Raw genomic sequence first — 19,163 nt, 5'->3', positions numbered from 1 at the left:
GGCGGTTCAATCCAGGGTGCGGCGGTAGAACTTCACGGCGGCGGTCATGACGACCACGGTAAACACCAGCAGCGGCCAGATGCTGGGCCACAAGTCCCACCAACCGTTGCCTTTGAGCAGGATGCCGCGGATCAGGCGGTTGAAGTGGGTCAGCGGCAGCAGGTTGCCCAGGTATTGCGCCCACATCGGCATGCCCTGGAACGGGAACATGAAACCGGACAGCAGCATGTTGGGCAGGAAATAGAACATGGTCAGCTGCATGGCCTGCAACTGGTTCTGCGCCAGCGACGACAGGGTGATGCCCACGGTCAGGTTGGCGGCCACGAACACCAGCGCAGACAGGTACACGGCCAACAGCGAACCCTGGAACGGCACGTGGAAGACGAAGTGCGCGGCCAGCAGGATGATGCTGGACTGGATCAGGCCTATCGCGATGTACGGCACGATCTTGCCCGTCATCACTTCGATGGGCAGCACCGGCATCGCCAGCAGGTTTTCCATCGTGCCGCGTTCGCGCTCGCGCGTCATGGCCAGGCCGGTCATCATCACCAGCGTCATGGTCAGGATCACGCCCATCAGGCCCGGCACGGTGTTGTATTGCGAGATCTGCTCTTCGTTGTAGAGCTGGTGCACCAGCACGTCGAATGGCGGCTGGCCGCCGGCCAGGCTGGCCAGCGGTCCGGTCAGGTCCTTGGTCGCCACGGCCTGCGACAACTGCGTGGCCGCGCCGATGGCCAGTCCGGTCGCCATGGGGTCGGTGGCGTCGGCCTCGATCAGCAGCGCGGGGCGCTCGCCGCGCAGCAGCTTGCGGCTGAAGTCCGGCGGAATGGTCAGGACGAACAGGACGCGCCCTTGCGCCAAGGCCGCGCGGCCCGCTTCTTCATTGTCCAGCTCTTCGATGATGTGGAAGTAGTCGGACGATTTCATCGCCGCGACGAAGCTGCGCGTGAACGGGCTGTGGTCGGCGGCGATGACCGCCGTCGGCATCTGCTTGGGATCCGTGTTGATGGCGTAGCCGAACAGCGCCAGCTGCATGATGGGCAGGCCCACGATCATGCCGAAGGTGATACGGTCGCGGCGCAGCTGCAGGAACTCCTTGAGCACCATGCTCCACCAGCGCGACCAGGAAAAGCCTTGCAGATGGCGCATCATGGCGGGCTCGCGAAGTTGTCGGTGGAGCGTTTCATCAGGTAGATGAAGACATCCTCCAGGCTGGTGGCTATGGGTTCCAGGGTCAGGTCCTGGCCGGCGATGGCGTCCCTGAGCGTGCGTTCCAGCAGGGCGGCGTCGCGGCCGCTGATGTGCAGCGCCGAACCGAAGGCCACGGTCTGGTCCACGCCCGGCGCGTTGCGCAGGCGCTGCGCCAGAGGCACCAGGTTGTGGCCGTGGATGGCCCAGGTGGTCAGGCCTTGCTCGGCGATGACGTCCTCGGCCGTGCCTTGCGTCAGCAGCCGGCCATAGGAGATATAGGCCAGCTTGTGACAGCGTTCGGCCTCGTCCATGTAGTGCGTGCTGACCAGCACCGAGATGCCGCGCGCCGCCAGTTCATGCAGCTGCTCCCAGAAGTCGCGCCGCGCGGTCGGGTCCACGCCCGCGGTGGGTTCGTCCAGCAGCAGCAGCTTCGGCTGATGCAGCAGGCAGGCTGCCAGCGCCAGGCGCTGCTTCCAGCCGCCGGACAAGGAACCCGTCAACTGGCCGGCGCGGCTTTGCAGGCCCAGGTCTTCCAGCGCGCGGTCCACCGCCGCGCGCCGTTCGGGCATGCCGTACATGCGCGCCACGAAATCCAGGTTCTCGCGGATGGTCAGGTCGTCCCAGTAGGAGAACTTCTGCGTCATGTAGCCGACGTGCCGCTTGATCTGCGCGCTGTCGCGCAGAATGTCGTAGCCCAGGCAGGTCCCGCTGCCCGAATCCGGCGTCAACAAACCGCACATCAGCCGGATGCTGGTCGTCTTGCCGCTGCCGTTGGGGCCCAGGAAGCCGAAGATCTCGCCTTCCCGCACTTGGAGCGACACGTCGTTGACGACGTGCTTGCTGCCGAAGCGCTTGTTCAGGCCGTGCACGTCGATGACGTATTGCCCGGCGGACGCTTCCTGCGTGGCGGGGGGCGCGCTCATTGCAGCACCGCTTCCACCGGCTGGCCCGGATGCAGCCGCATGGCGGCTTCGGGCGCTGGCCGCGCCTGCACCATGTAGACCAGCTTGCTGCGGCTTTCGCGGCTGTAGATCACGGGCGGCGTGTACTCGGCCTGGGTCGATATGTAGTCGATGCGCACGGGGATGGGATCGCCGCAGCCATCGCAGCGCACCGTCGCCTGTTGCCCCACCTTCAGCGCGCCCAACGCCGTTTCCGGAACGAAGAAGCGCACCTTGATGTTGCCCGGCGGCAGCAGGCTGACGACCGGACTCCCGGCAGGCACCCATTCGCCCACGCGGTAGAGCGTGTCGAATACCAGCCCCGCGGCCGGCGCCGCCAGGCGCTTTTGCGCCAGCGTCCACTCCGCCTGGGCCAGCGCGGCGCGGGCCGCATCGACTTGGGCGGCCTGGGCGCGGCGCTGGTCGTCGCGGCCGGGCAGGCGGGCCACTTCCAGCTGGGCCTGCAACTCGCGCACGCGCGCCGCGTCCGATTGCGCCTGTTCGCGGCTGTCGTCCAGCTGCGCGCGCGCGATGCCGCCGATGCGGAACTGGTCGGTATCGCGCCGCAGTTGCGCCGCCGAGCGGCGGCTGGCCGCCTCGGCCTGCGCCAGCTGGGCGCGGCTGACGTCCACTTCGGGCGGACGCTTGCCGGTGGCGATGTCTTCTTCCTGGGCCACGGCGGCGGCCAATTGCGCGCTGGCCTGGTCGCGCGCCGCGGTTTCGCGCGTGGCTTCCAGCGCGAAGAGCGGCGCGTCGGCTTGCACCTGCTGGCCGCGCCGCACCGGCAGCTCGGCCAGCCGGCCGGCCTCGGACGACGCCACGTAGACATATTCGCCTTCGGCGTAGCCCTGGAAAAAGGCGCCGTTGTCCTTGCCGCAACCGCCCAGGGCAAGCAAGGCCAGCGCAGAGGCGGGCAGGGGGCGGCGCAAGGCGGGAGGGATGCGCATGGTCAGCGTCCTGGAGTGGCGGGAGTCGGGGCGGACGGCGAGAACAGGCCGCCGGTGAGCATGGCGATGGCGTGGGCCGCGATCGCGCGGGTGTCTATGGCCTGCGGTTGCGCAGCGTCCAGCAGGACGCGCCGCCACAGGCCGGAGGTGGCCAGCGGCAGCAGGGTCAGGCCCAGGACGGACAGAAAGACCAGCCGCGGTTCCACGTCCGGGGTGATGGCGCCCGCGCGCTGGCATTCGGCGATGAGGCCGATGAAGGCCTGCAGGCGCTCGACGGGCAGATGGCGCAGCACGCGTTCGCGCAGCTGGCCGCCTTCATTCACGACCTCGTGCAGCCACAGGGCCGGCAGCCAGGGCCGTTCGACCGCGCTTTGCACCAGCCGGCCCACGACCTCGGCGATGAAGGCGCGCGCGGCAGCGGCGGGGTCCGCTGCGGGAATCTGAGGTTGTGGCAACGGCGACCAGACGTAGCCGATGACCGGCACGATCCGCTCCTGCACGACCGCGTCGATCAACTGGTCGCGGCTCTTGAAGTAGTAATGCACCATCGCCGTGGTGACGCCGGCGCGTTGCGCAATGTGCGTGAGCGTGGTGGCCGCCACGCCCTGGGCCGCGAACAGGCCGGTGGCGGTGTCCAGCAGGTTGGCGCGGGCGGCGGCATTGTCGGGTCGCGGCGGGCGGCCCGGCCGGCGGGAGGGGGTAGAGGGAGCGGAACGCATGCCGCGTATGTTAATTAAATTATTAATTAATTAAAAGAGGGGCGCGCTTCAGGGTTACACACCGGATGCGCGGGCTTAGATGGTGTAATGGGCCGGTACCCCATCCCGCCATCCGGGTTGTGTGCGCCAGGCCCGGGCGGCTTTCTTGCAGGAGGCTGGACCGTCATGCCCCAATCGTCTTCCATCAACCGCCGCATCGTGCTTGCCGCGCGCCCGCAAGGCGAGCCGGCGGACCGCGATTTCCGCCTGGAAACCGGCGAGGTGCCGCAGCCCGGCCCCGGCCAGGTGCTGTTGCGCACCGTGTACCTGTCGCTCGATCCCTATATGCGCGGCCGCATGAGCGACGCGCCGTCCTATGCCGAACCGGTGCAGGTCGGCGGCGTCATGGTAGGCGGCACGGTGACGCGGGTCGAAGCCTCCAACCATCCCGACTACCGCCCAGGTGAGTGGGTGCTGGCGCAATCCGGCTGGCAAGATTACGCCCTGTCCGATGGCGCCGGCCTGCTGCGGCTGGGTCCCAATCCCGAACACCCGTCCTATTCGCTGGGCGTGCTGGGCATGCCCGGCTTCACCGGCTACATGGGCTTGCTGGACATCGGCCAGCCCAAGGCGGGCGAGACCGTGGTGGTGGCCGCGGCCAGCGGCGCGGTGGGGGCGGTGGTCGGCCAGATCGCCAAGATCCATGGCTGCAAGGTGGTTGGCATCGCGGGCGGCGCGGACAAGTGCCGCTACGCAGTCCAGGAGCTGGGCTTTGACGACTGCCTGGACCACAAGGCGCCCGACCTGCCGGGCCGCCTGGCGCGCGCCGTGCCGCAGGGCATCGACGTGTATTTCGAGAACGTCGGCGGCGCGGTCTTCGACGCGGTGCTGCCGCTCTTGAACCCGCGCGCGCGGATACCGGTCTGCGGCCTGATTTCGGCCTACAACGCCACCAGCCAGCCGCAAGGGCCGGACCGCCTGGGCCTGCTGATGCGCACCATCCTCACCAAGCGCCTCAAGATGCAGGGCTTCATCATCTTCAACGAATACGCGCACCGCTACGGCGAATTCCGCGAGGCGATGGAAGGCTTGATCAAGCAAGGCCGCATCAAGTATCGCGAGGACGTGGTCGATGGACTGGAGAACGCGCCGCGCGGCCTGATCGGGCTGCTCAGGGGTGAAAACGCCGGCAAGCGCATTGTGCGCGTCGGCCCGGACGAAAGGAGCGCCACATGAACATCCTGATCGTGCTGACTTCCCACGACACGCTGGGCAACACCGGCCGCAAGACCGGATTCTGGCTGGAAGAATTCGCTGCGCCGTACTACGCCTTCGTCGACGCGGGCGCCAAGGTTACGCTGGCTTCGCCCGCAGGCGGCCAGCCGCCGCTGGACCCCAAAAGCGACGACCCCGACGCCCAGACCGACGACACGCGGCGCTTTCGCCAGGACAAGGACGCGCAGCGGCAACTGGCCGCCACCTTGCGGCTGGCTCAGGTGCAGGCGGCCGACTACGACGCCGTGTTCTACCCGGGCGGCCACGGCCCCTTGTGGGATCTGGCGGAAGATCCCAATTCGGTCTCGCTGATCGAGACCATGCTGGCGGCAGGCAAGCCCGTTGCGGCCGTATGCCATGCGCCCGGCGTGCTGCGCCACGCCAAGACGGCCGACGGCAAGCCGCTGGTGCAGGGCAGGCAGGTCACCGGCTTTTCCAATGCCGAAGAGGCGGCCGTGCAGTTGAGCGACGTGGTGCCTTTCCTGGTCGAGGACGAGCTGAAGCAGTTGGGCGGGCAGTACAGCAGCGGCCCGGACTGGCAGCCGCACGTGGTCGGCGATGGCTTGCTGGTCACGGGCCAGAATCCTGCATCTTCCGTCGGCGTGGCGCAGGCGCTGCTGGACAGGTTGATGGATTGAGCGCTGGCGGGCCGGACCCGGTTTCCGCGGGATGCGGGGGCGGGTCCGGCTCTGCTTTGCCCTGGTGCGCGGCATCTGATCGGCAAGGATTGCTGCGCAATGTGTCAGAATCGCGACCTTTTGCTACAGCGCAAAGCGGCAAGAGCCCATTGCGCGCGATGACCGATGCCTCCAGACGTACCCGAATATCCCGCTGGCTCCTGCGTGGCGGCCTTGTTTGCCGCCATGCGGGCGCGCGACCCGGCCACCGGCCGCCATTCCGAAAGAGTTGTTGCGCTGAGCGTGGCGCTGGCCCGGGCCTGCGGCCTGCCGGAATCCGAACAGGAGGCGGTCGCGGTCGCTGCCCGCCTGCATGACATCGGCAAGATCGGCACGCCGGATCGTGTGCTGTATTCGCCGAAGCGGCTGGACAAGGACGATTGGGAAATCATGAAGGCGCACGCCGCAGTGGGCGCCGACATCATCATGCACAGCGACATTCCGCAACGCGAGCTGATCGCGCGGGCGGTGCGCCATCATCACGAACACTTCGACGGTTCGGGCTATCCCGCAGGACTGGCGGGCGAGGACATTCCGCTGCATTCGCGCATCATTTCGCTGGCAGATTCCTACGACGCCCTGGGCGATGCGCGTCCCTACCATCCTGCGCGCACGCATGCGGAGATCATGCGCATCCTGAACCAGGAAGCCGGCGCCAAATGCGACCCGGCCCTGTTGCGCACGTTCGAAGCGATGATCGCGAAGAGCCCCCTAAGGGTTCCGTAGCGCAGATCCCGTCAGCATCGCCGACGGGTCGGGCACTCCGGATGGGCGGTCACTTCAAGCGGTAATTCGCTGCCACCACCGCCAATTCCTGCAGCGTGCGCTGCTGCCACGCGGCATCATGCCCCAGCTCTTCGGCCAGGATGCGAGCCACTTCGGGCGCCGCCAGCATCGCGGCCTCGCTGTCCAGGAACAAGGCGCGGTTGCGCCGCGCCAGCACGTCCTCGGCGCTGCGCGCGAGTTCGTACCGTGCGGCGAAACGCACGTGCGCCTCCGACAAGCCGCTGCTCCTGACCAGCATGCGGTCCGCGCCGGGCAGCGCCTTCAGGGCCGGCAGGTCGCTGCCGTAGTAGCTGTCCGGCGTGCCGGCATGCTCCTGCGACGGCGCCAGGCCCGCCGCGCCATGCAGCGGCAGCGATTCCGTGCGGCAGGTGGCCTGCGTCAGCAGCTGGTGCTGGATGGCCGTGTCGACCACGTCCTGCGCCATGCGGCGGTAGGTGGTCCACTTGCCGCCGGTGACGGTCACCAGCCCGGCCTTGGACACCAGGATGGTGTGCTCGCGCGACAAGGACTTGGTGGAGGCTTCGCCCGTGGCCTTGACCAGCGGACGCAGCCCGGCCCAGACGCTGGTGACGTCGTCGCGCGTGGGCTTGCGGCTGAGATAGCGCGCCGCGGTGCTGAGGATGAAATCCACATCCTGCGCGCCCGCCTGCGGATCCAGCGGCAGATCGTCGCGCGGCGTATCGGTGGTGCCGACGATGGTGTGGCCGTTCCATGGCACCACGAACAGCACGCGGCCGTCGTCGGTCTTGGGGATCAGGATGGCGCGCTTGCCCGGCAGGAAATCCTGCGGCAAGGTCAGGTGCACACCCTGGCTGGGCGCCACCATGGTCTGCGCGTTCTTGTCTTCCATGCGCCGTACCGCGTCCACCCACACGCCGGTGGCATTGACCACGCAGCGCGCGCGCAACGTGAAGCTGGCGCCGCCGATCGCGTCCTGCACCGTTACGCCGTCGACCTTGCCGCCCGTCATGGTCAGGCCGGTGGCGCGCATGTAGTTCACCGCGGTGCCGCCCAGGTCGAACAGCGTGCGCATCAGGCTTACGGCCAGGCGGGCGTCGTCGAACTGGCCGTCGTAGTACAGCACGCCGCCCTTGAGATTCTTGCCCTGCACGTTCTCGGCCAGCGTCGGCGCATTGGCCAGCGTGTCGCGGCGCGACAGCCAGCGGCTGGGCGACAGGTTCAGCTTGCCGGCCAGCATGTCGTACATCTTCAGGCCGATGCCGTAGAAGGGCTGGTCGAACAGGTTGTAGGCTGGCACCACGAAGCCCAGCGGCCACACCAGGTGCGGCGCGTTGCGGTTGAGCAGGCCGCGTTCATGCAGCGCTTCGCGCACCAGGCTGACGTTGCCCTGCGCCAGATAGCGCACGCCGCCGTGCACCAGCTTGGTGGCCTTGCTGGACGTGCCCTTGGCGAAGTCCGCGCCTTCGATCAGCAGGGTGCGATAGCCGCGCGAAGCGGCATCGACCGCCGTGCCCAGGCCGGTGGCGCCGCCGCCGATGACGATCACGTCCCAGGAGTGCGTGTTGTCCAGCGTGTTCAGGAGGCGGTTGCGGTCGGGCGGGGCGACGGGGGCTAGGGGTTGGTTCATGGGATTCAAGGTGTTTGCTTCAAGGTATTCGGGGCGGCCGCCACGTCGCAGCGCACGCCGGCGTCCAGCAGGACTTGCGCCAGCGGCTCTTGCGGATGCGCGTCGGTGAAGAAGCGGTCGATTTGCGAGATGTGCGCCAGTTCCACCATGGCCTGGCGCTTGAATTTGCTGCTGTCGGCGGCGAGCCAGACTTCGCGCGACTGTTCGATGATGGTCCGCGCCACGCGCACTTCGCGGAAGTCGTAATCGCGCAGCGTGCCGTCGGCCTCGATGCCGGAGATGCCGATCAGGCCGATGTCGACCTTGAACTGGCGGATGAAGTCCATGGTGGCTTCGCCGACGATGCCGCGGTCGCGCGAACGCACCACGCCGCCGGCCACGATGACTTCGCAGTCCGGGTTGTCCGAGAGAATGTCGGCCACGTGCAGGTTGTTGGTGATGACGCGCAGGCCGCGATGGCGCAGCAGGGCGCGCGCAATGGCTTCGGTGGTGGTGCCGATGTTCAGGATCAGCGAACAGCCGTCGGGCACGGCGCGGGCCACGGCCTCGGCGATGCGCTGCTTGCCGGCGGCGTGCAGGCCCTGGCGCTTGCGGTAGGCGATGTTCTCGATGGTGGACGCTTCGATGCGCACGCCGCCATGGAAGCGCGACAGCAGGCCCGCTTCGGAAAGAATATTGACGTCGCGCCGCACGGTCTGCAGCGTGACGTCAAAGCGTTTGGCGAGTTCCTCGATCGAGGCCGAGCCTTGGGCCCGCACCATTTCGATCAGGGCGCTCTGTCTGGGATTCAGTGTCATGTTCGTATAGTAAAACAACAAAAGCGAAAAATAATGACGTGCCGCAAGATTGTTTTTTGTTCGCTTCTTGAGTAAAACGCACAATAAACGAAAGCTATCTGAAAGAGTATGCTCATCCTGTTGTTCGCTTGAATGCAGGCCGAGACCGCTGTACCGAATACCGAAGTCCGCCGTAAAAACAGGGACGTATAAGTAGGTAGAGGAGACCAGATGCAGCTGAACTTGGACAGGGTAGGTTTGCGGGCCGGCTCGCAGACGCACCTGTATCCCATGAGCCTGGCCCCCGTCGAGGGCGCCATGACGGTATTGCTGGGGGCCACCCTGGCGGGCAAGACCTCGCTGATGCGCATCATGGCCGGGCTGGACCGGCCCACCGAGGGCCGCGTACTGGTCGACGGCGCCGACGTGACCGGCGTGCCGGTGCGCCAGCGCAACGTCGCCATGGTCTACCAGCAGTTCATCAATTACCCGTCCATGTCGGTCTACGACAACATCGCTTCGCCGCTCAAGCTGCGCGGGGCGGCGGACATCAGCGAAAAAGTCCGCGCCATGGCGGCGCGGCTGCACATCGACCACCTGCTGGAGCGCTACCCCTCGGAGCTGTCCGGCGGGCAGCAGCAGCGAGTGGCGCTGGCCCGGGCGCTGGCCAAGGACGCGCCGCTGATCCTGCTGGACGAGCCCCTGGTCAACCTGGACTACAAGCTGCGCGAGGAACTGCGCGACGAACTTTCCGAATTGTTCGCCGAAGGGCGCTCCACGGTGGTCTATGCCACGACCGAGCCGGGCGAGGCCCTGTTGCTGGGTGGCCACACCGCGGTGCTGGATGCGGGCGAATTGCTGCAATACGGCCCCACGGCCGAGGTCTTCCATCGCCCCAATTCCATCCGCGTGGCCCGCGCCTTCAGCGACCCGCCCATGAATCTGTTCTCCGCGCGCCGTACGGGGTCGGGCTTCGTGCTGCAGGGAGACCTGGCGGTGGAGCGGGCGCTGCCGCAAGGCGCCGATGCGGAGATCACCGCCGGCCTGCGCGCCGGCGCTCTCGATGTCGAGCCGCGACCCGGCCACATCGCGCTGCCCGGGGTGGTGAAGCTGGCCGAGATCTCCGGATCCGACACCTTCGTGCATGCGCAGACGGCGGCGGGCGACGTGGTGGCGCAACTGCCCGGGGTCCACCGCTACACGCTGGACCACCGCGTACAGTTCTATTTCGACCCGGCGCAGACCTACGCCTTCGGCGCGGGCGGCGCGCTGCTGGCGGCGCCGCGGCAGCCGGCGGGCGCTGGGGAGACGGCCTGATGGCGCAGATCGAGCTGGACCTGTCCCATTCCTACGTGGCGGACCCCAAGACCGACGAGGACTACGCACTGCTGCCGCTTTCGTTCACCTTCAAGGACGGCGGGGCCTACGCCTTGCTGGGTCCGTCCGGCTGCGGCAAGACCACGCTGCTCAATTGCGTGTCGGGCCTGCTGCGGCCGTCGCACGGGCGCATCCTGTTCGATGGCCAGGACGTCACGGACAAGACGCCGCAGGCGCGCAACATCGCCCAGGTGTTCCAGTTCCCGGTGGTGTACGACACCATGACCGTGGCCGAGAACCTGGCGTTTCCGCTGCGCAACCGCGGCATGGCGCCCAAGCTCATCGGCGAGCGGGTCGGGCGCATCGCCGAGATGCTGGAGATGTCGCATGTGCTGGACCGGCGCGCCAGCGGCCTGACCGCCGACGCCAAGCAGAAGATCTCGCTGGGGCGCGGACTGGTGCGCAGCGACGTGTCGGCCATCCTGTTCGACGAGCCGCTGACCGTGATTGATCCGCAGCTCAAATGGGAGCTGCGCCGCAAGCTCAAGGAAATCCACCACGAGTTCAAGCTGACGCTGATCTACGTGACGCACGACCAGACCGAGGCGCTGACCTTTGCCGACGAGGTCATGGTGATGGCGCGCGGCAGGGCGGTGCAGGTCGGGACCGCGGATGACCTGTTCCAGCGGCCGGCACATACCTTCGTGGGCCATTTCATCGGCTCGCCGGGCATGAACTTCCTGCCGGCGCAATGGCGCGACGGCGGCCTGGAGGTGGGCAAGAGCCGCGTCGCCGGGGTGCCGGCGGAGATGGCGGCAAAGCTGGACGGCGCGGGCCCCGTGAAGCTGGGCGTGCGTCCGGAGTACTTGCGCATTACCGAGCCGGGCGCGCCCGGCGCCCTGGCCATGCGCGTGGAGCGGGTGCAGGACGTGGGCACCTACACGCTGCTGGTGGCGGACTTCGAAGGCACGCCGGTGCGCGCCCGGCTGGCCAGCAACATCGTCCCGGCCGCGGCTGGCGGCACGGTCTGGTTGTCGGCGCTGAATCCGCACACCTGCTTTTACCGCGACGAGGAGCTGATCCGATGAAACCCATAGATCACAGGGCCTGGTTCCTGGTCCTGCCCGTGGTGCTGTGCGTGGCGTTCTCGGCCATCCTGCCGCTGATGACCATCGTCAACTATTCGGTGCAGGACATCATCTCGCCCGAGCGCCGCGTCTTCGTCGGCACCGAGTGGTACGCCGCCGTGCTGCAGGATGAAGAACTGCATGGCGCGCTGTTCCGCCAGATCGGCTTTTCGCTGGCCGTGCTGGCCATCGAGATCCCGCTGGGCATCCTGCTGGCACTGTCCATGCCGGCCAGCGGCTGGCGCGCTTCCGCGGTGCTGGTCATCATCGCGCTGTCGCTGCTGATTCCCTGGAACGTGGTGGGCACCATCTGGCAGGTGTTCGGGCGCACCGACATCGGCCTGCTGGGTGCCACGCTGTCCTGGCTGGGCGTGGACTACAACTACACCGGCAACGACGTCGACGCCTGGGTCACGGTGCTGGTCATGGACGTGTGGCACTGGACGCCGCTGGTGGCGCTGCTGTGCTACGCGGGCTTGCGCGCGATACCCGACGCCTACTACCAGGCCGCCCGCATCGACGGCGCGTCGCGCCTGGCGGTGTTCCGCTACATCCAGCTGCCCAAGATGCGGGGCGTGCTCATGATCGCAGTGCTGCTGCGCTTCATGGACAGCTTCATGATCTACACCGAGCCGTTCGTGCTGACGGGCGGCGGGCCGGGCAACGCCACGACCTTCCTGTCGCAGTACCTGACGCAGAAGGCGGTGGGCCAGTTCGACCTGGGGCCGGCGGCCGCGTTCTCCATCATCTATTTCCTCATCATCCTGCTCTTGTGCTTCATCCTCTACAACTGGATGCAACGCGCCGGCACCACCGGCGGCTTTGACGAGGAGCGCTCAAATGCGTGAGAAAAATTCCCGCTGGCGCGGCGTCTTCCTGACCCTGTACCTGGTCTTCGCCATCCTGCCGCTGTATTGGATGCTGAACATGTCGTTCAAGACCAATACCGAAATCGTCAGCACCCTGACGCTGTGGCCGCGCGACTTCACCTTCGAGCACTACCGCACCATCTTCACCGACCCGGCCTGGTACTCGGGCTACATCAACTCGCTGATCTACGTGGTCATCAACACGGTGATCTCGCTGGCCGTGGCGCTGCCGGCCGCCTACGCCTTTTCGCGCTACCGCTTCATTGGCGACAAGCATGTGTTCTTCTGGCTGCTGACCAATCGCATGACGCCGCCCGCGGTGTTCCTGCTGCCGTTCTTCCAGCTCTATAGCTCCTTCGGCCTGATGGACACGCACCTGGCCGTGGCGCTTGCGCACCTGGTGTTCAACGTGCCGCTGGCGGTCTGGATCCTGGAGGGGTTCATGTCCGGCGTGCCGCGCGAGATCGACGAGACCGCCTATGTCGACGGTTATTCCTTCCCGCGCTTTTTCCTGACGATCTTCCTGCCGCTGATCAAATCGGGCGTGGGCGTGGCGGCGTTCTTCTGCTTCATGTTCAGCTGGGTGGAGCTGCTGCTGGCGCGCACGCTGACCTCGGTCAACGCCAAGCCCATCGTCGCCACCATGACCCGCACCGTGTCGGCCTCCGGCATGGACTGGGGCGTGCTTGCTGCGGCGGGGGTGCTGACCATCGTGCCGGGCGGCATCGTCATCTGGTTCGTGCGGCATTACATCGCGAAGGGCTTCGCGATGGGCCGGGTGTAGAGGCAAGGAGGGCGCGCTCATGTTCAGCTGGATGGTATGGACCACTCCCGTCGCCGTGTTCTTTTCCTGCATCGTGCTGATGCTGGTAGGCATGACGGTATGGGAACTGAAATCGCCCACGGCCGAGCGCAAGGGTTTCCTGCCCCTGCGCACCACCCGCGGCGACCGCCTCTTCATCGGCCTGATGGCTGCGGCCTGGCTCAACCTGGCGTTCCTGGGGTTCGGCCAGAAGGCAGCGGAATGGTTTTCGCTGGACGAGCCGCCATCGGTGTGGATCAGCTTCATCGCGTCCATGCTGCTGCTGGCTTTCGTCATGAGGAAAGGTTGAAGAGGGGCGCCAGACCCCTCGCGTATTCAAGCGGTTGGTAAGGACTATCGGCCAGCGTCTTCCCCGGCCAGCGGTCCGCAGCAAACGATGGGGAAGACTTATCGAGGAGACAGGTCATGAAATTGCGCATGCACGCCATGGCAGCCGCCATCGCCCTGATCGGGACGTCGGCGGCCTGGGCTGGCGAACCGGAAGCGAAGAAGTGGGTCGATTCGGAGTTCCAGCCTTCATCGCTGTCCAAGGACCAGCAAATGGCCGAGATGAAGTGGTTCATCGAGGCCGCCGCCAAGCTCAAGGCTAAGGGAGTGAATGAAATCAGCGTGGTGTCCGAAACCATCACCACGCACGAATACGAGTCCAAGACGCTGGCCAAGGCTTTTTCCGAGATCACCGGCATCAAGGTCAACCACGACCTGATCCAGGAAGGCGACGTGGTCGAGAAGCTGCAGACCTCGATGCAGTCGGGCAAGTCCATCTACGACGGCTGGATCTCCGATTCCGACCTGATCGGCACGCACTACCGCTACGGCGCCATCCTGCCGCTGTCCGACTACATGGCGGGCGCGGGCAAGGAATGGACCAACCCCAACCTGGACCTGAAGGACTTCATCGGCACCAAGTTCACCACCGCTCCGGACGGCAAGCTCTATCAGCTGCCCGACCAGCAGTTCGCCAACGTCTACTGGTTCCGGGCCGACTGGTTCGCGCGCCAGGACCTGAAGGACAAGTTCAAGGCCAAGTATGGCTACGAGCTGGGGGTGCCCACCAACTGGTCCGCCTATGAGGACATCGCCGACTTCTTCTCCAACGACGTCAAGGAACTGGACGGCAAGAAGGTCTATGGCCACATGGACTACGGCAAGAAGGACCCGTCTCTGGGCTGGCGCTTCACCGACGCTTGGCTCTCCATGGCCGGCGCCGCGGACAAGGGCCTGCCCAACGGCATGCCGGTGGACGAGTGGGGCATCCGCGTGGCGGACGACAAGTGCACCCCGGTCGGCGCGTCGGTCGCGCGCGGCGGCGCCACCAACAGTCCGGCTGCGGTCTATGCCCTGACCAAGTACGTGGACTGGATGAAGAAGTACGCGCCCCAGCAGGCCATGGGCATGACCTTCTCGGAATCCGGCCCGGTGCCGGCCCAGGGCCAGATCGCCCAGCAGATCTTCTGGTACACGGCGTTCACCGCCGACATGACCAAGAAGGGCCTGCCGGTGGTCAACGACGACGGCACGCCGAAGTGGCGCATGGCCCCGTCGCCCTACGGCCCGTACTGGAAGGACGGCATGCAGAACGGCTACCAGGACGTGGGCTCGTGGACCTTCTTCAAGTCCACCAACCCCGACAAGATGGCCGCGGCCTGGCTGTATGCGCAGTTCGTCACGTCCAAGTCGGTGTCGCTGAAGAAGTCCATCACCGGCCTGACCTTCATCCGCGACAGCGACATCAACAGCGAGTTCTTCACCAAGAACGCGGCGAACTACGGCGGCCTGATCGAGTTCTACCGCAGCCCGGCGCGCGTGGCGTGGACGCCCACCGGCAACAACGTGCCTGACTATCCCAAGCTGGCGCAGCTGTGGTGGAAGAACGTCGCCACCGCGGTCACGGGCGAAAAGACTCCGCAGGCCGCCATGGACAACCTGGCCAATGAAATGGATCAGGTCATGGCGCGTCTGGAGCGCGCCGGCATGGCGCAGTGCGCGCCCAAGCTCAACCCCAAGAGCGACCCCAGCAAGTGGCTGTCGGACCAGCATGCGCCGTGGAAGAAGCTGGCCAACGAAAAGCCCAAGGGCGAGACGATCGCCTATGAGAAGCTGCTGGATGCGTGGAAGCAGGGCAAGGTGAGGTAAGCCGGCCGAACGCTGCGCACGGCCTGGACCCGGCATCGCGCCGGGTCCTTTTTTTGCCCGTCAGTGTATGACGCGCGCCGCCTTGCGCGCGCGCTTGACTTCATACATGCGGGCATCGGCCAGGCGTACCGCCGCTTCAGCGTCCAGGCCGCGCGGATCCAGCGCCACCACGCCGACGCTGGCGCCTTCATACGGGACGGTCGCCTCGCCGAGCTGGTAGCGGCCCACGGTGGCGGCGGTGGCGCGCTCTTCCAGGGAGCGGGCGGCTTCTTCGGCATCGCCGCGCGGCGCGTGCACGCCATGGGGGCCGTCCCCCGCTACCAAGGCAGGGCCGGGGCCGATCAGCACGAATTCGTCGCCGCCTATGCGGCCCAGCATGTCAGAGCCGCGCAGGGCCGCGGAGATCCGGCGCGATACCTCCTGCAGGAACACGTCGCCTTGCTGGTGGCCGTAGACGTCGTTGATGCCCTTGAAACCGTCCAGGTCGATCACGCCGACCAGCACGCTGCCGCCTTCGCGGATGGCGCGCGCCTGCAAGCGGTCCAGCGCCTCGTAAAGCGCGCGGCGGTTGGGCAGGCCGGTCAGGGTGTCGGTCAGCGCATATGACATGAGCTGGACGTTGGCCGCGTGCAGCTGCTCCATCAGCATTTCGCGTTCCAGGAAGCGGGCGATCACGCTGGAGAACAGTTTCAGCACCGATTCGGCCTGCGGTTCGATCTGGTGTCGCGTGGCGCTCGCGGCGCACAGGGTGCCGAACAGCACGCCGTCATCGGTGCGCACCGGGGCGCTCAGATAGGTTTGTATGCCCAGTTGCCGGGCCGCGTCGGAATCCGGCCAGCAGGTGGAGACATCGCTGGTGCACATGCGGCCTTCGTCCAGCGCGCGTTTGCACAGGGTGTCGTCCCAGGGCACGGACAGGCCTTCGGGGATTTGCAGTGTGCCGGCGTTGCGCGCGTAGCGGATGCTCTGGAGATCCGCCTTCAGGTCGATGGACGTGAGATAGGTGGATTCCAGCCCGGTCACCGCGCCCAGCATGTCCAGCAGCGGTCGCGTCAGCTGTTCGACCGACTTGGCCTCGGGCAGGGTGGTCGACAGTTCTGCAAGTATTGGATCCAGCACGGCGTCTCCAGGAAGCATGGGCATACGGGTGGGCATATGAACCTGCGGCCCGACGCTCCGTGAGGAGCGCGGGCCGCGCATGTCCGCCATTATGCACGCTGTGCCGCGGGTTGCATGTAACCCGCTCGCGGGACTACGCTGGACGTTCTACACGCGGCGGCCGGGCTCGATGCGTAGCGGCCGCCAGGGAGGCAGGCATGCATCACGCGAGCGAACTGCGCGGCCGGGTGGCCGTGGTGACAGGCGCATCTTCCGGCATAGGCCGGGCCATCGCGATCGGGCTGGCGGCCGCTGGCGCGCAGGTGGTGGTGAATCATCGCGCGGGCGGCGATTCTCAGGGGCGGGCCGCCGCCGTCGCCGAAGCGATCCAGCGGCAGGGCGGTTCGGCCGTCACTGCGGCCGCCGACATCAGCAAGGAGCCCGAGGTGGAGCACCTGTTTGCGCAGGCGCTGCAGCATTACGGGCGCCTGGACATCCTGGTCAACAACGCGGGCATAGAGCATCCCGCGCCGATTGCGGACATGACGCTGGCCGACTGGCAGCGCGTCATCGACGTGAACCTGACGGGGCAGTTCCTGTGCGCGCGCGCCGCTGCGCAGCAGTTCCAGTCACAGCCGGTCGACCCGGCGCGGCAGGGATTGGCGGCGGGCAACATCCTCTTCATCAGTTCCGTGCACGAGGTCATACCCTGGGCCTTCCAGGTGAATTACGCGGCGTCCAAGGGCGGCGTATCGATGCTGATGAAATCCCTGGCGCAGGAGCTGGCGCCGGCCCGGATACGCGTCAATTCGATTGCGCCGGGCGCCATACGCACGGCTATCAACCAGCCGGCCTGGGATACGCCGGAAAGCCTGGCCAGGCTGTTGCAGCTGATTCCCTACGGCCGCATCGGCGAACCCGAAGACGTGGCGCGAGCCGCCGTCTGGCTCGCCAGCGACGCCTCGGATTACGTCACCGGCACGACCTTGTTCGTCGACGGCGGCATGACGCTGTATCCCGAATTCCGGGGCGCGGGCTAGGCCATGTCCAAGCCCCTGGAAGACTATGGCTTGATCGGCAACATGCTGTCGGCTGCGCTGGTGGCGCGCGACGGCTCCATCGACTGGCTGTGCCTGCCGCACTTCGATTCCCCCGCCTGCTTCGCGGCGTTGCTGGGCGATGAACGGCACGGGCGCTGGCGCATTGCGCCGCATGCGCAGCGCTGCACGGTGTCGCGCCGTTATGTGCCGGATACCGCGGTGCTGGAAACGCGCTACGAAACCAGCTCGGGGACGGCGCTGCTGTACGACTTCATGCCCTTGAGCGACGACGACGAGCGCGCCGACGTGGTGCGCATCGTGCGCGGCGAATCCGGACACGTGCAGATGGACATGGAGATGGCGCTGCGCTTCAACTATGGGCAGGCCGTTCCCTGGGTGCGCCGGCGCGACTATGGCCTGAGCGCCATCGCGGGCCCCGACGCGGTCGAACTGCACACGCCGGTGGACCTGGCGGGGCACGAACTCACCACCACGGCGCGCTTCACCGTGCATCCGGGCCGGGTGGTGCCGTTTACGCTGTCCTACCACCGTTCGCACCGCACGCCGCACTTCGTGCCGGATCGGGTGGAAAGCATGGACCGCACCATTTCCTGGTGGCAGGAATGGGCCAAGCGCTGCCGCTGGGAGGGCAGCGAAGAAGGGCGCGAGGCCGTGGTGCGCTCGCTGATTACCTTGAAGCTGCTGACCTTCCAGCCCACCGGCGGCATCATTGCCGCGCCTACCACCTCGCTGCCGGAGGCCCTGGGCGGCAGCCGCAACTGGGACTACCGGCATTGCTGGCTGCGCGATTCGGCGCTGACCCTCTACGCCTTGCTCAATGCCGGCTACCGCGAGGAGGCCGAGGCCTGGCGCCAATGGCTGTTGCGCGCGGTGGCCGGGCATCCCGACCAGTTGCAGATCATGTACGGCATCGCGGGCGAACGCTGGCTGCCCGAACTGGAAATCCCCTGGCTGCCGGGCTATGAGGGCAGCCTGCCGGTGCGCCGGGGCAACGGCGCCGCCGGCCAGAGCCAGCTGGACGTCTATGGCGAACTCATCGAAACCCTGTATGCGGCGCGCGCCGCGGACCTGGCGCCGCTGGCCGAGGCCTGGCGCCTGCAGAACGTGCTGCTGGAGCCATTGAAGCGCCGTTGGCAGGACCTGGACCACGGCATCTGGGAAGTTCGCGGCGAGCGCCGCGCCTTCACCCATTCGCGCCTGATGTGCTGGGTGGCCTTCGACCGCGCGGTGCAATCCTGTGATCGCTTCGGCCTGCGCGGGCCGCGCGATGAATGGCAGCGGCTTGCCGACCGCATCCGGGCGGACATCTGCAAGCACGGCTACAACCAGGCGCGCGGCAGCTTCGTGCAGAGCTATGGATCTGATGAGCTGGATGCCAGCCTGCTGCTCATCCCCCAGGTGGGTTTCCTGCCCGCGGACGATTCGCGGGTGGCGGGGACGGTGCGCGCCATCGAGCGCGAACTGCTGCGCGATGGCTTGCTGCTGCGCTACTCCAATCAGCATGCCAGCGACGGCCTGCCGGGCGACGAAGGCGTGTTCCTGGCCTGCAGCTTCTGGCTGGCCGACGCCTACGTCATGCAGGGGCGCATCGATGACGCCGAACGCCTGTTCGAGCGGCTGCTGGCGCTGCGCAACGACCTGGGCCTGCTGGCCGAGGAATACGACGTAGGCCGGCGCCGCCTGGTGGGCAATTTCCCGCAGGGGTTCTCGCACATCGGGCTGGTCAATACTGCCTACAACCTGAGCCGGGCGAGCGGCCCGGCGCGTCAGCGCAGCGAGCAGGACGCGCCGCGGGAATAGGCCGCGCGGCGGCGTCCAGCGCCTGCCGGCGCGGTGTATTCTGGCGATCTGAC

General features: G+C 67.0%; 18 protein-coding genes. 11 read left to right on the top strand and 7 right to left on the bottom strand.

What is annotated here, in order from left to right; genetic code table 11:
- Window positions 1-6: 6 nt before the first annotated feature.
- Genes IB259_RS06450 through IB259_RS06435 form a run of 4 tightly spaced genes read right to left on the bottom strand, consistent with a single transcriptional unit; the run spans window position 7 to window position 3,798 of the window.
- Window positions 7-1,152 carry an ABC transporter permease gene (locus tag IB259_RS06450; protein WP_054453857.1) on the bottom strand — a complete coding sequence of 382 codons (1,146 nt, stop codon included), beginning with the start codon at window positions 1,150-1,152 and terminating at the stop codon, window positions 7-9.
- Window positions 1,149-2,114 (bottom strand): ABC transporter ATP-binding protein, encoded by a 966-nt coding sequence (locus tag IB259_RS06445; RefSeq protein ID WP_192328069.1) that lies wholly within the window; start codon window positions 2,112-2,114, stop codon window positions 1,149-1,151. Before IB259_RS06445 ends, IB259_RS06450 begins: the two co-directional genes overlap by 4 nt.
- Window positions 2,111-3,079 carry an HlyD family secretion protein gene (locus IB259_RS06440; RefSeq protein WP_192328067.1) on the bottom strand — a complete coding sequence of 323 codons (969 nt, stop codon included), beginning with the start codon at window positions 3,077-3,079 and terminating at the stop codon, window positions 2,111-2,113. Before IB259_RS06440 ends, IB259_RS06445 begins: the two co-directional genes overlap by 4 nt.
- 2 nt (window positions 3,080-3,081) lie before the next feature.
- The gene (locus IB259_RS06435; RefSeq protein WP_054453865.1) at window positions 3,082-3,798 is read right to left on the bottom strand and encodes a TetR/AcrR family transcriptional regulator; all 717 of its coding nucleotides are present in this window, start codon (window positions 3,796-3,798) and stop codon (window positions 3,082-3,084) included.
- Between the two features lie 165 nt (window positions 3,799-3,963).
- On the opposite strand from IB259_RS06435, the gene IB259_RS06430 reads away from it, so the two are divergent.
- The 3 genes from IB259_RS06430 (at window position 3,964) to IB259_RS06420 (ending at window position 6,455) form a co-directional block, all read left to right on the top strand.
- The gene (locus IB259_RS06430; RefSeq protein ID WP_054453869.1) at window positions 3,964-5,013 is read left to right on the top strand and encodes an NADP-dependent oxidoreductase; all 1,050 of its coding nucleotides are present in this window, start codon (window positions 3,964-3,966) and stop codon (window positions 5,011-5,013) included.
- On the top strand, window positions 5,010-5,690 hold the full coding sequence (locus IB259_RS06425) for a type 1 glutamine amidotransferase domain-containing protein (RefSeq protein ID WP_192328065.1): 681 nt from the start codon (window positions 5,010-5,012) through the stop codon (window positions 5,688-5,690). Before IB259_RS06430 ends, IB259_RS06425 begins: the two co-directional genes overlap by 4 nt.
- A 165-nt stretch (window positions 5,691-5,855) precedes the next feature.
- Window positions 5,856-6,455, top strand: a complete 600-nt coding sequence (locus IB259_RS06420) for an HD-GYP domain-containing protein (RefSeq protein ID WP_054453873.1) — start codon at window positions 5,856-5,858, stop codon at window positions 6,453-6,455.
- A 49-nt stretch (window positions 6,456-6,504) separates the two neighbouring features.
- Here the strand turns inward: IB259_RS06420 and IB259_RS06415 are convergent, their stop codons facing one another.
- Both IB259_RS06415 and IB259_RS06410 read right to left on the bottom strand, forming a co-directional pair.
- Window positions 6,505-8,103: a glycerol-3-phosphate dehydrogenase/oxidase gene (locus tag IB259_RS06415; RefSeq protein ID WP_054454808.1), complete on the bottom strand. Its 1,599-nt coding sequence runs from the start codon at window positions 8,101-8,103 to the stop codon at window positions 6,505-6,507.
- A gap of 5 nt (window positions 8,104-8,108) precedes the next feature.
- Window positions 8,109-8,900 (bottom strand): DeoR/GlpR family DNA-binding transcription regulator, encoded by a 792-nt coding sequence (locus IB259_RS06410; RefSeq protein ID WP_013394120.1) that lies wholly within the window; start codon window positions 8,898-8,900, stop codon window positions 8,109-8,111.
- Window positions 8,901-9,110: 210 nt separating this feature from the next.
- On the opposite strand from IB259_RS06410, the gene IB259_RS06405 reads away from it, so the two are divergent.
- The 6 genes from IB259_RS06405 to IB259_RS06380 all read left to right on the top strand — a co-directional run bounded on the left by IB259_RS06405 (window position 9,111) and on the right by IB259_RS06380 (window position 15,151).
- Complete coding sequence (locus IB259_RS06405; protein ID WP_175213469.1) at window positions 9,111-10,196, top strand: ABC transporter ATP-binding protein; 1,086 nt, start codon at window positions 9,111-9,113, stop codon at window positions 10,194-10,196.
- Window positions 10,196-11,284 (top strand): ABC transporter ATP-binding protein, encoded by a 1,089-nt coding sequence (locus tag IB259_RS06400; protein WP_054453877.1) that lies wholly within the window; start codon window positions 10,196-10,198, stop codon window positions 11,282-11,284. Before IB259_RS06405 ends, IB259_RS06400 begins: the two co-directional genes overlap by 1 nt.
- The gene (locus tag IB259_RS06395; protein WP_054453879.1) at window positions 11,281-12,171 is read left to right on the top strand and encodes a carbohydrate ABC transporter permease; all 891 of its coding nucleotides are present in this window, start codon (window positions 11,281-11,283) and stop codon (window positions 12,169-12,171) included. Before IB259_RS06400 ends, IB259_RS06395 begins: the two co-directional genes overlap by 4 nt.
- A complete protein-coding gene (locus IB259_RS06390; RefSeq protein WP_054453881.1) occupies window positions 12,164-12,976 on the top strand; it encodes a carbohydrate ABC transporter permease in 813 nt (270 codons plus the stop codon). The genes IB259_RS06395 and IB259_RS06390 overlap by 8 nt, the downstream gene beginning before the upstream one ends.
- 19 nt (window positions 12,977-12,995) lie before the next feature.
- Complete coding sequence (locus IB259_RS06385) at window positions 12,996-13,304, top strand: DUF2160 domain-containing protein (protein ID WP_054453883.1); 309 nt, start codon at window positions 12,996-12,998, stop codon at window positions 13,302-13,304.
- Window positions 13,305-13,420: 116 nt separating this feature from the next.
- Window positions 13,421-15,151: an ABC transporter substrate-binding protein gene (locus tag IB259_RS06380; RefSeq protein WP_054453885.1), complete on the top strand. Its 1,731-nt coding sequence runs from the start codon at window positions 13,421-13,423 to the stop codon at window positions 15,149-15,151.
- A gap of 60 nt (window positions 15,152-15,211) precedes the next feature.
- On the opposite strand, the gene IB259_RS06375 is transcribed toward IB259_RS06380, so the two are convergent.
- The gene (locus IB259_RS06375) at window positions 15,212-16,306 is read right to left on the bottom strand and encodes a sensor domain-containing diguanylate cyclase (RefSeq protein ID WP_192328063.1); all 1,095 of its coding nucleotides are present in this window, start codon (window positions 16,304-16,306) and stop codon (window positions 15,212-15,214) included.
- Between the two features lie 161 nt (window positions 16,307-16,467).
- Here IB259_RS06375 and IB259_RS06370 point away from each other — a divergent pair, with 161 nt between their 5' ends.
- Both IB259_RS06370 and IB259_RS06365 read left to right on the top strand, forming a co-directional pair.
- The gene (locus IB259_RS06370) at window positions 16,468-17,289 is read left to right on the top strand and encodes a glucose 1-dehydrogenase (protein WP_125473590.1); all 822 of its coding nucleotides are present in this window, start codon (window positions 16,468-16,470) and stop codon (window positions 17,287-17,289) included.
- A 3-nt stretch (window positions 17,290-17,292) separates the two neighbouring features.
- Window positions 17,293-19,110, top strand: coding sequence for a glycoside hydrolase family 15 protein (locus tag IB259_RS06365; protein ID WP_192328061.1), 1,818 nt, complete (start codon window positions 17,293-17,295; stop codon window positions 19,108-19,110).
- The last annotated feature ends 53 nt before the right edge of the window (window positions 19,111-19,163 follow it).

It is taken from the genome of Achromobacter sp. ACM04, assembly GCF_014851465.1.
Taxonomy (GTDB): Bacteria; Pseudomonadota; Gammaproteobacteria; order Burkholderiales; family Burkholderiaceae_B; genus Achromobacter; species Achromobacter aegrifaciens.
This window is presented reverse-complemented; position numbering and strand designations above follow the sequence as displayed.

Coding starts and splice junctions, on each gene's coding strand:
- IB259_RS06450 (WP_054453857.1), bottom strand. CDS start 1,152: ATGATGCGCCATCTGCAAGGCTTTTCCTGGTCGCGCTGGTGGAGCATG.
- IB259_RS06445 (WP_192328069.1), bottom strand. CDS start 2,114: ATGAGCGCGCCCCCCGCCACGCAGGAAGCGTCCGCCGGGCAATACGTC.
- IB259_RS06440 (WP_192328067.1), bottom strand. CDS start 3,079: ATGCGCATCCCTCCCGCCTTGCGCCGCCCCCTGCCCGCCTCTGCGCTG.
- IB259_RS06435 (WP_054453865.1), bottom strand. CDS start 3,798: ATGCGTTCCGCTCCCTCTACCCCCTCCCGCCGGCCGGGCCGCCCGCCG.
- IB259_RS06430 (WP_054453869.1), top strand. CDS start 3,964: ATGCCCCAATCGTCTTCCATCAACCGCCGCATCGTGCTTGCCGCGCGC.
- IB259_RS06425 (WP_192328065.1), top strand. CDS start 5,010: ATGAACATCCTGATCGTGCTGACTTCCCACGACACGCTGGGCAACACC.
- IB259_RS06420 (WP_054453873.1), top strand. CDS start 5,856: ATGCCTCCAGACGTACCCGAATATCCCGCTGGCTCCTGCGTGGCGGCC.
- IB259_RS06415 (WP_054454808.1), bottom strand. CDS start 8,103: ATGAACCAACCCCTAGCCCCCGTCGCCCCGCCCGACCGCAACCGCCTC.
- IB259_RS06410 (WP_013394120.1), bottom strand. CDS start 8,900: ATGACACTGAATCCCAGACAGAGCGCCCTGATCGAAATGGTGCGGGCC.
- IB259_RS06405 (WP_175213469.1), top strand. CDS start 9,111: ATGCAGCTGAACTTGGACAGGGTAGGTTTGCGGGCCGGCTCGCAGACG.
- IB259_RS06400 (WP_054453877.1), top strand. CDS start 10,196: ATGGCGCAGATCGAGCTGGACCTGTCCCATTCCTACGTGGCGGACCCC.
- IB259_RS06395 (WP_054453879.1), top strand. CDS start 11,281: ATGAAACCCATAGATCACAGGGCCTGGTTCCTGGTCCTGCCCGTGGTG.
- IB259_RS06390 (WP_054453881.1), top strand. CDS start 12,164: ATGCGTGAGAAAAATTCCCGCTGGCGCGGCGTCTTCCTGACCCTGTAC.
- IB259_RS06385 (WP_054453883.1), top strand. CDS start 12,996: ATGTTCAGCTGGATGGTATGGACCACTCCCGTCGCCGTGTTCTTTTCC.
- IB259_RS06380 (WP_054453885.1), top strand. CDS start 13,421: ATGAAATTGCGCATGCACGCCATGGCAGCCGCCATCGCCCTGATCGGG.
- IB259_RS06375 (WP_192328063.1), bottom strand. CDS start 16,306: ATGCCCACCCGTATGCCCATGCTTCCTGGAGACGCCGTGCTGGATCCA.
- IB259_RS06370 (WP_125473590.1), top strand. CDS start 16,468: ATGCATCACGCGAGCGAACTGCGCGGCCGGGTGGCCGTGGTGACAGGC.
- IB259_RS06365 (WP_192328061.1), top strand. CDS start 17,293: ATGTCCAAGCCCCTGGAAGACTATGGCTTGATCGGCAACATGCTGTCG.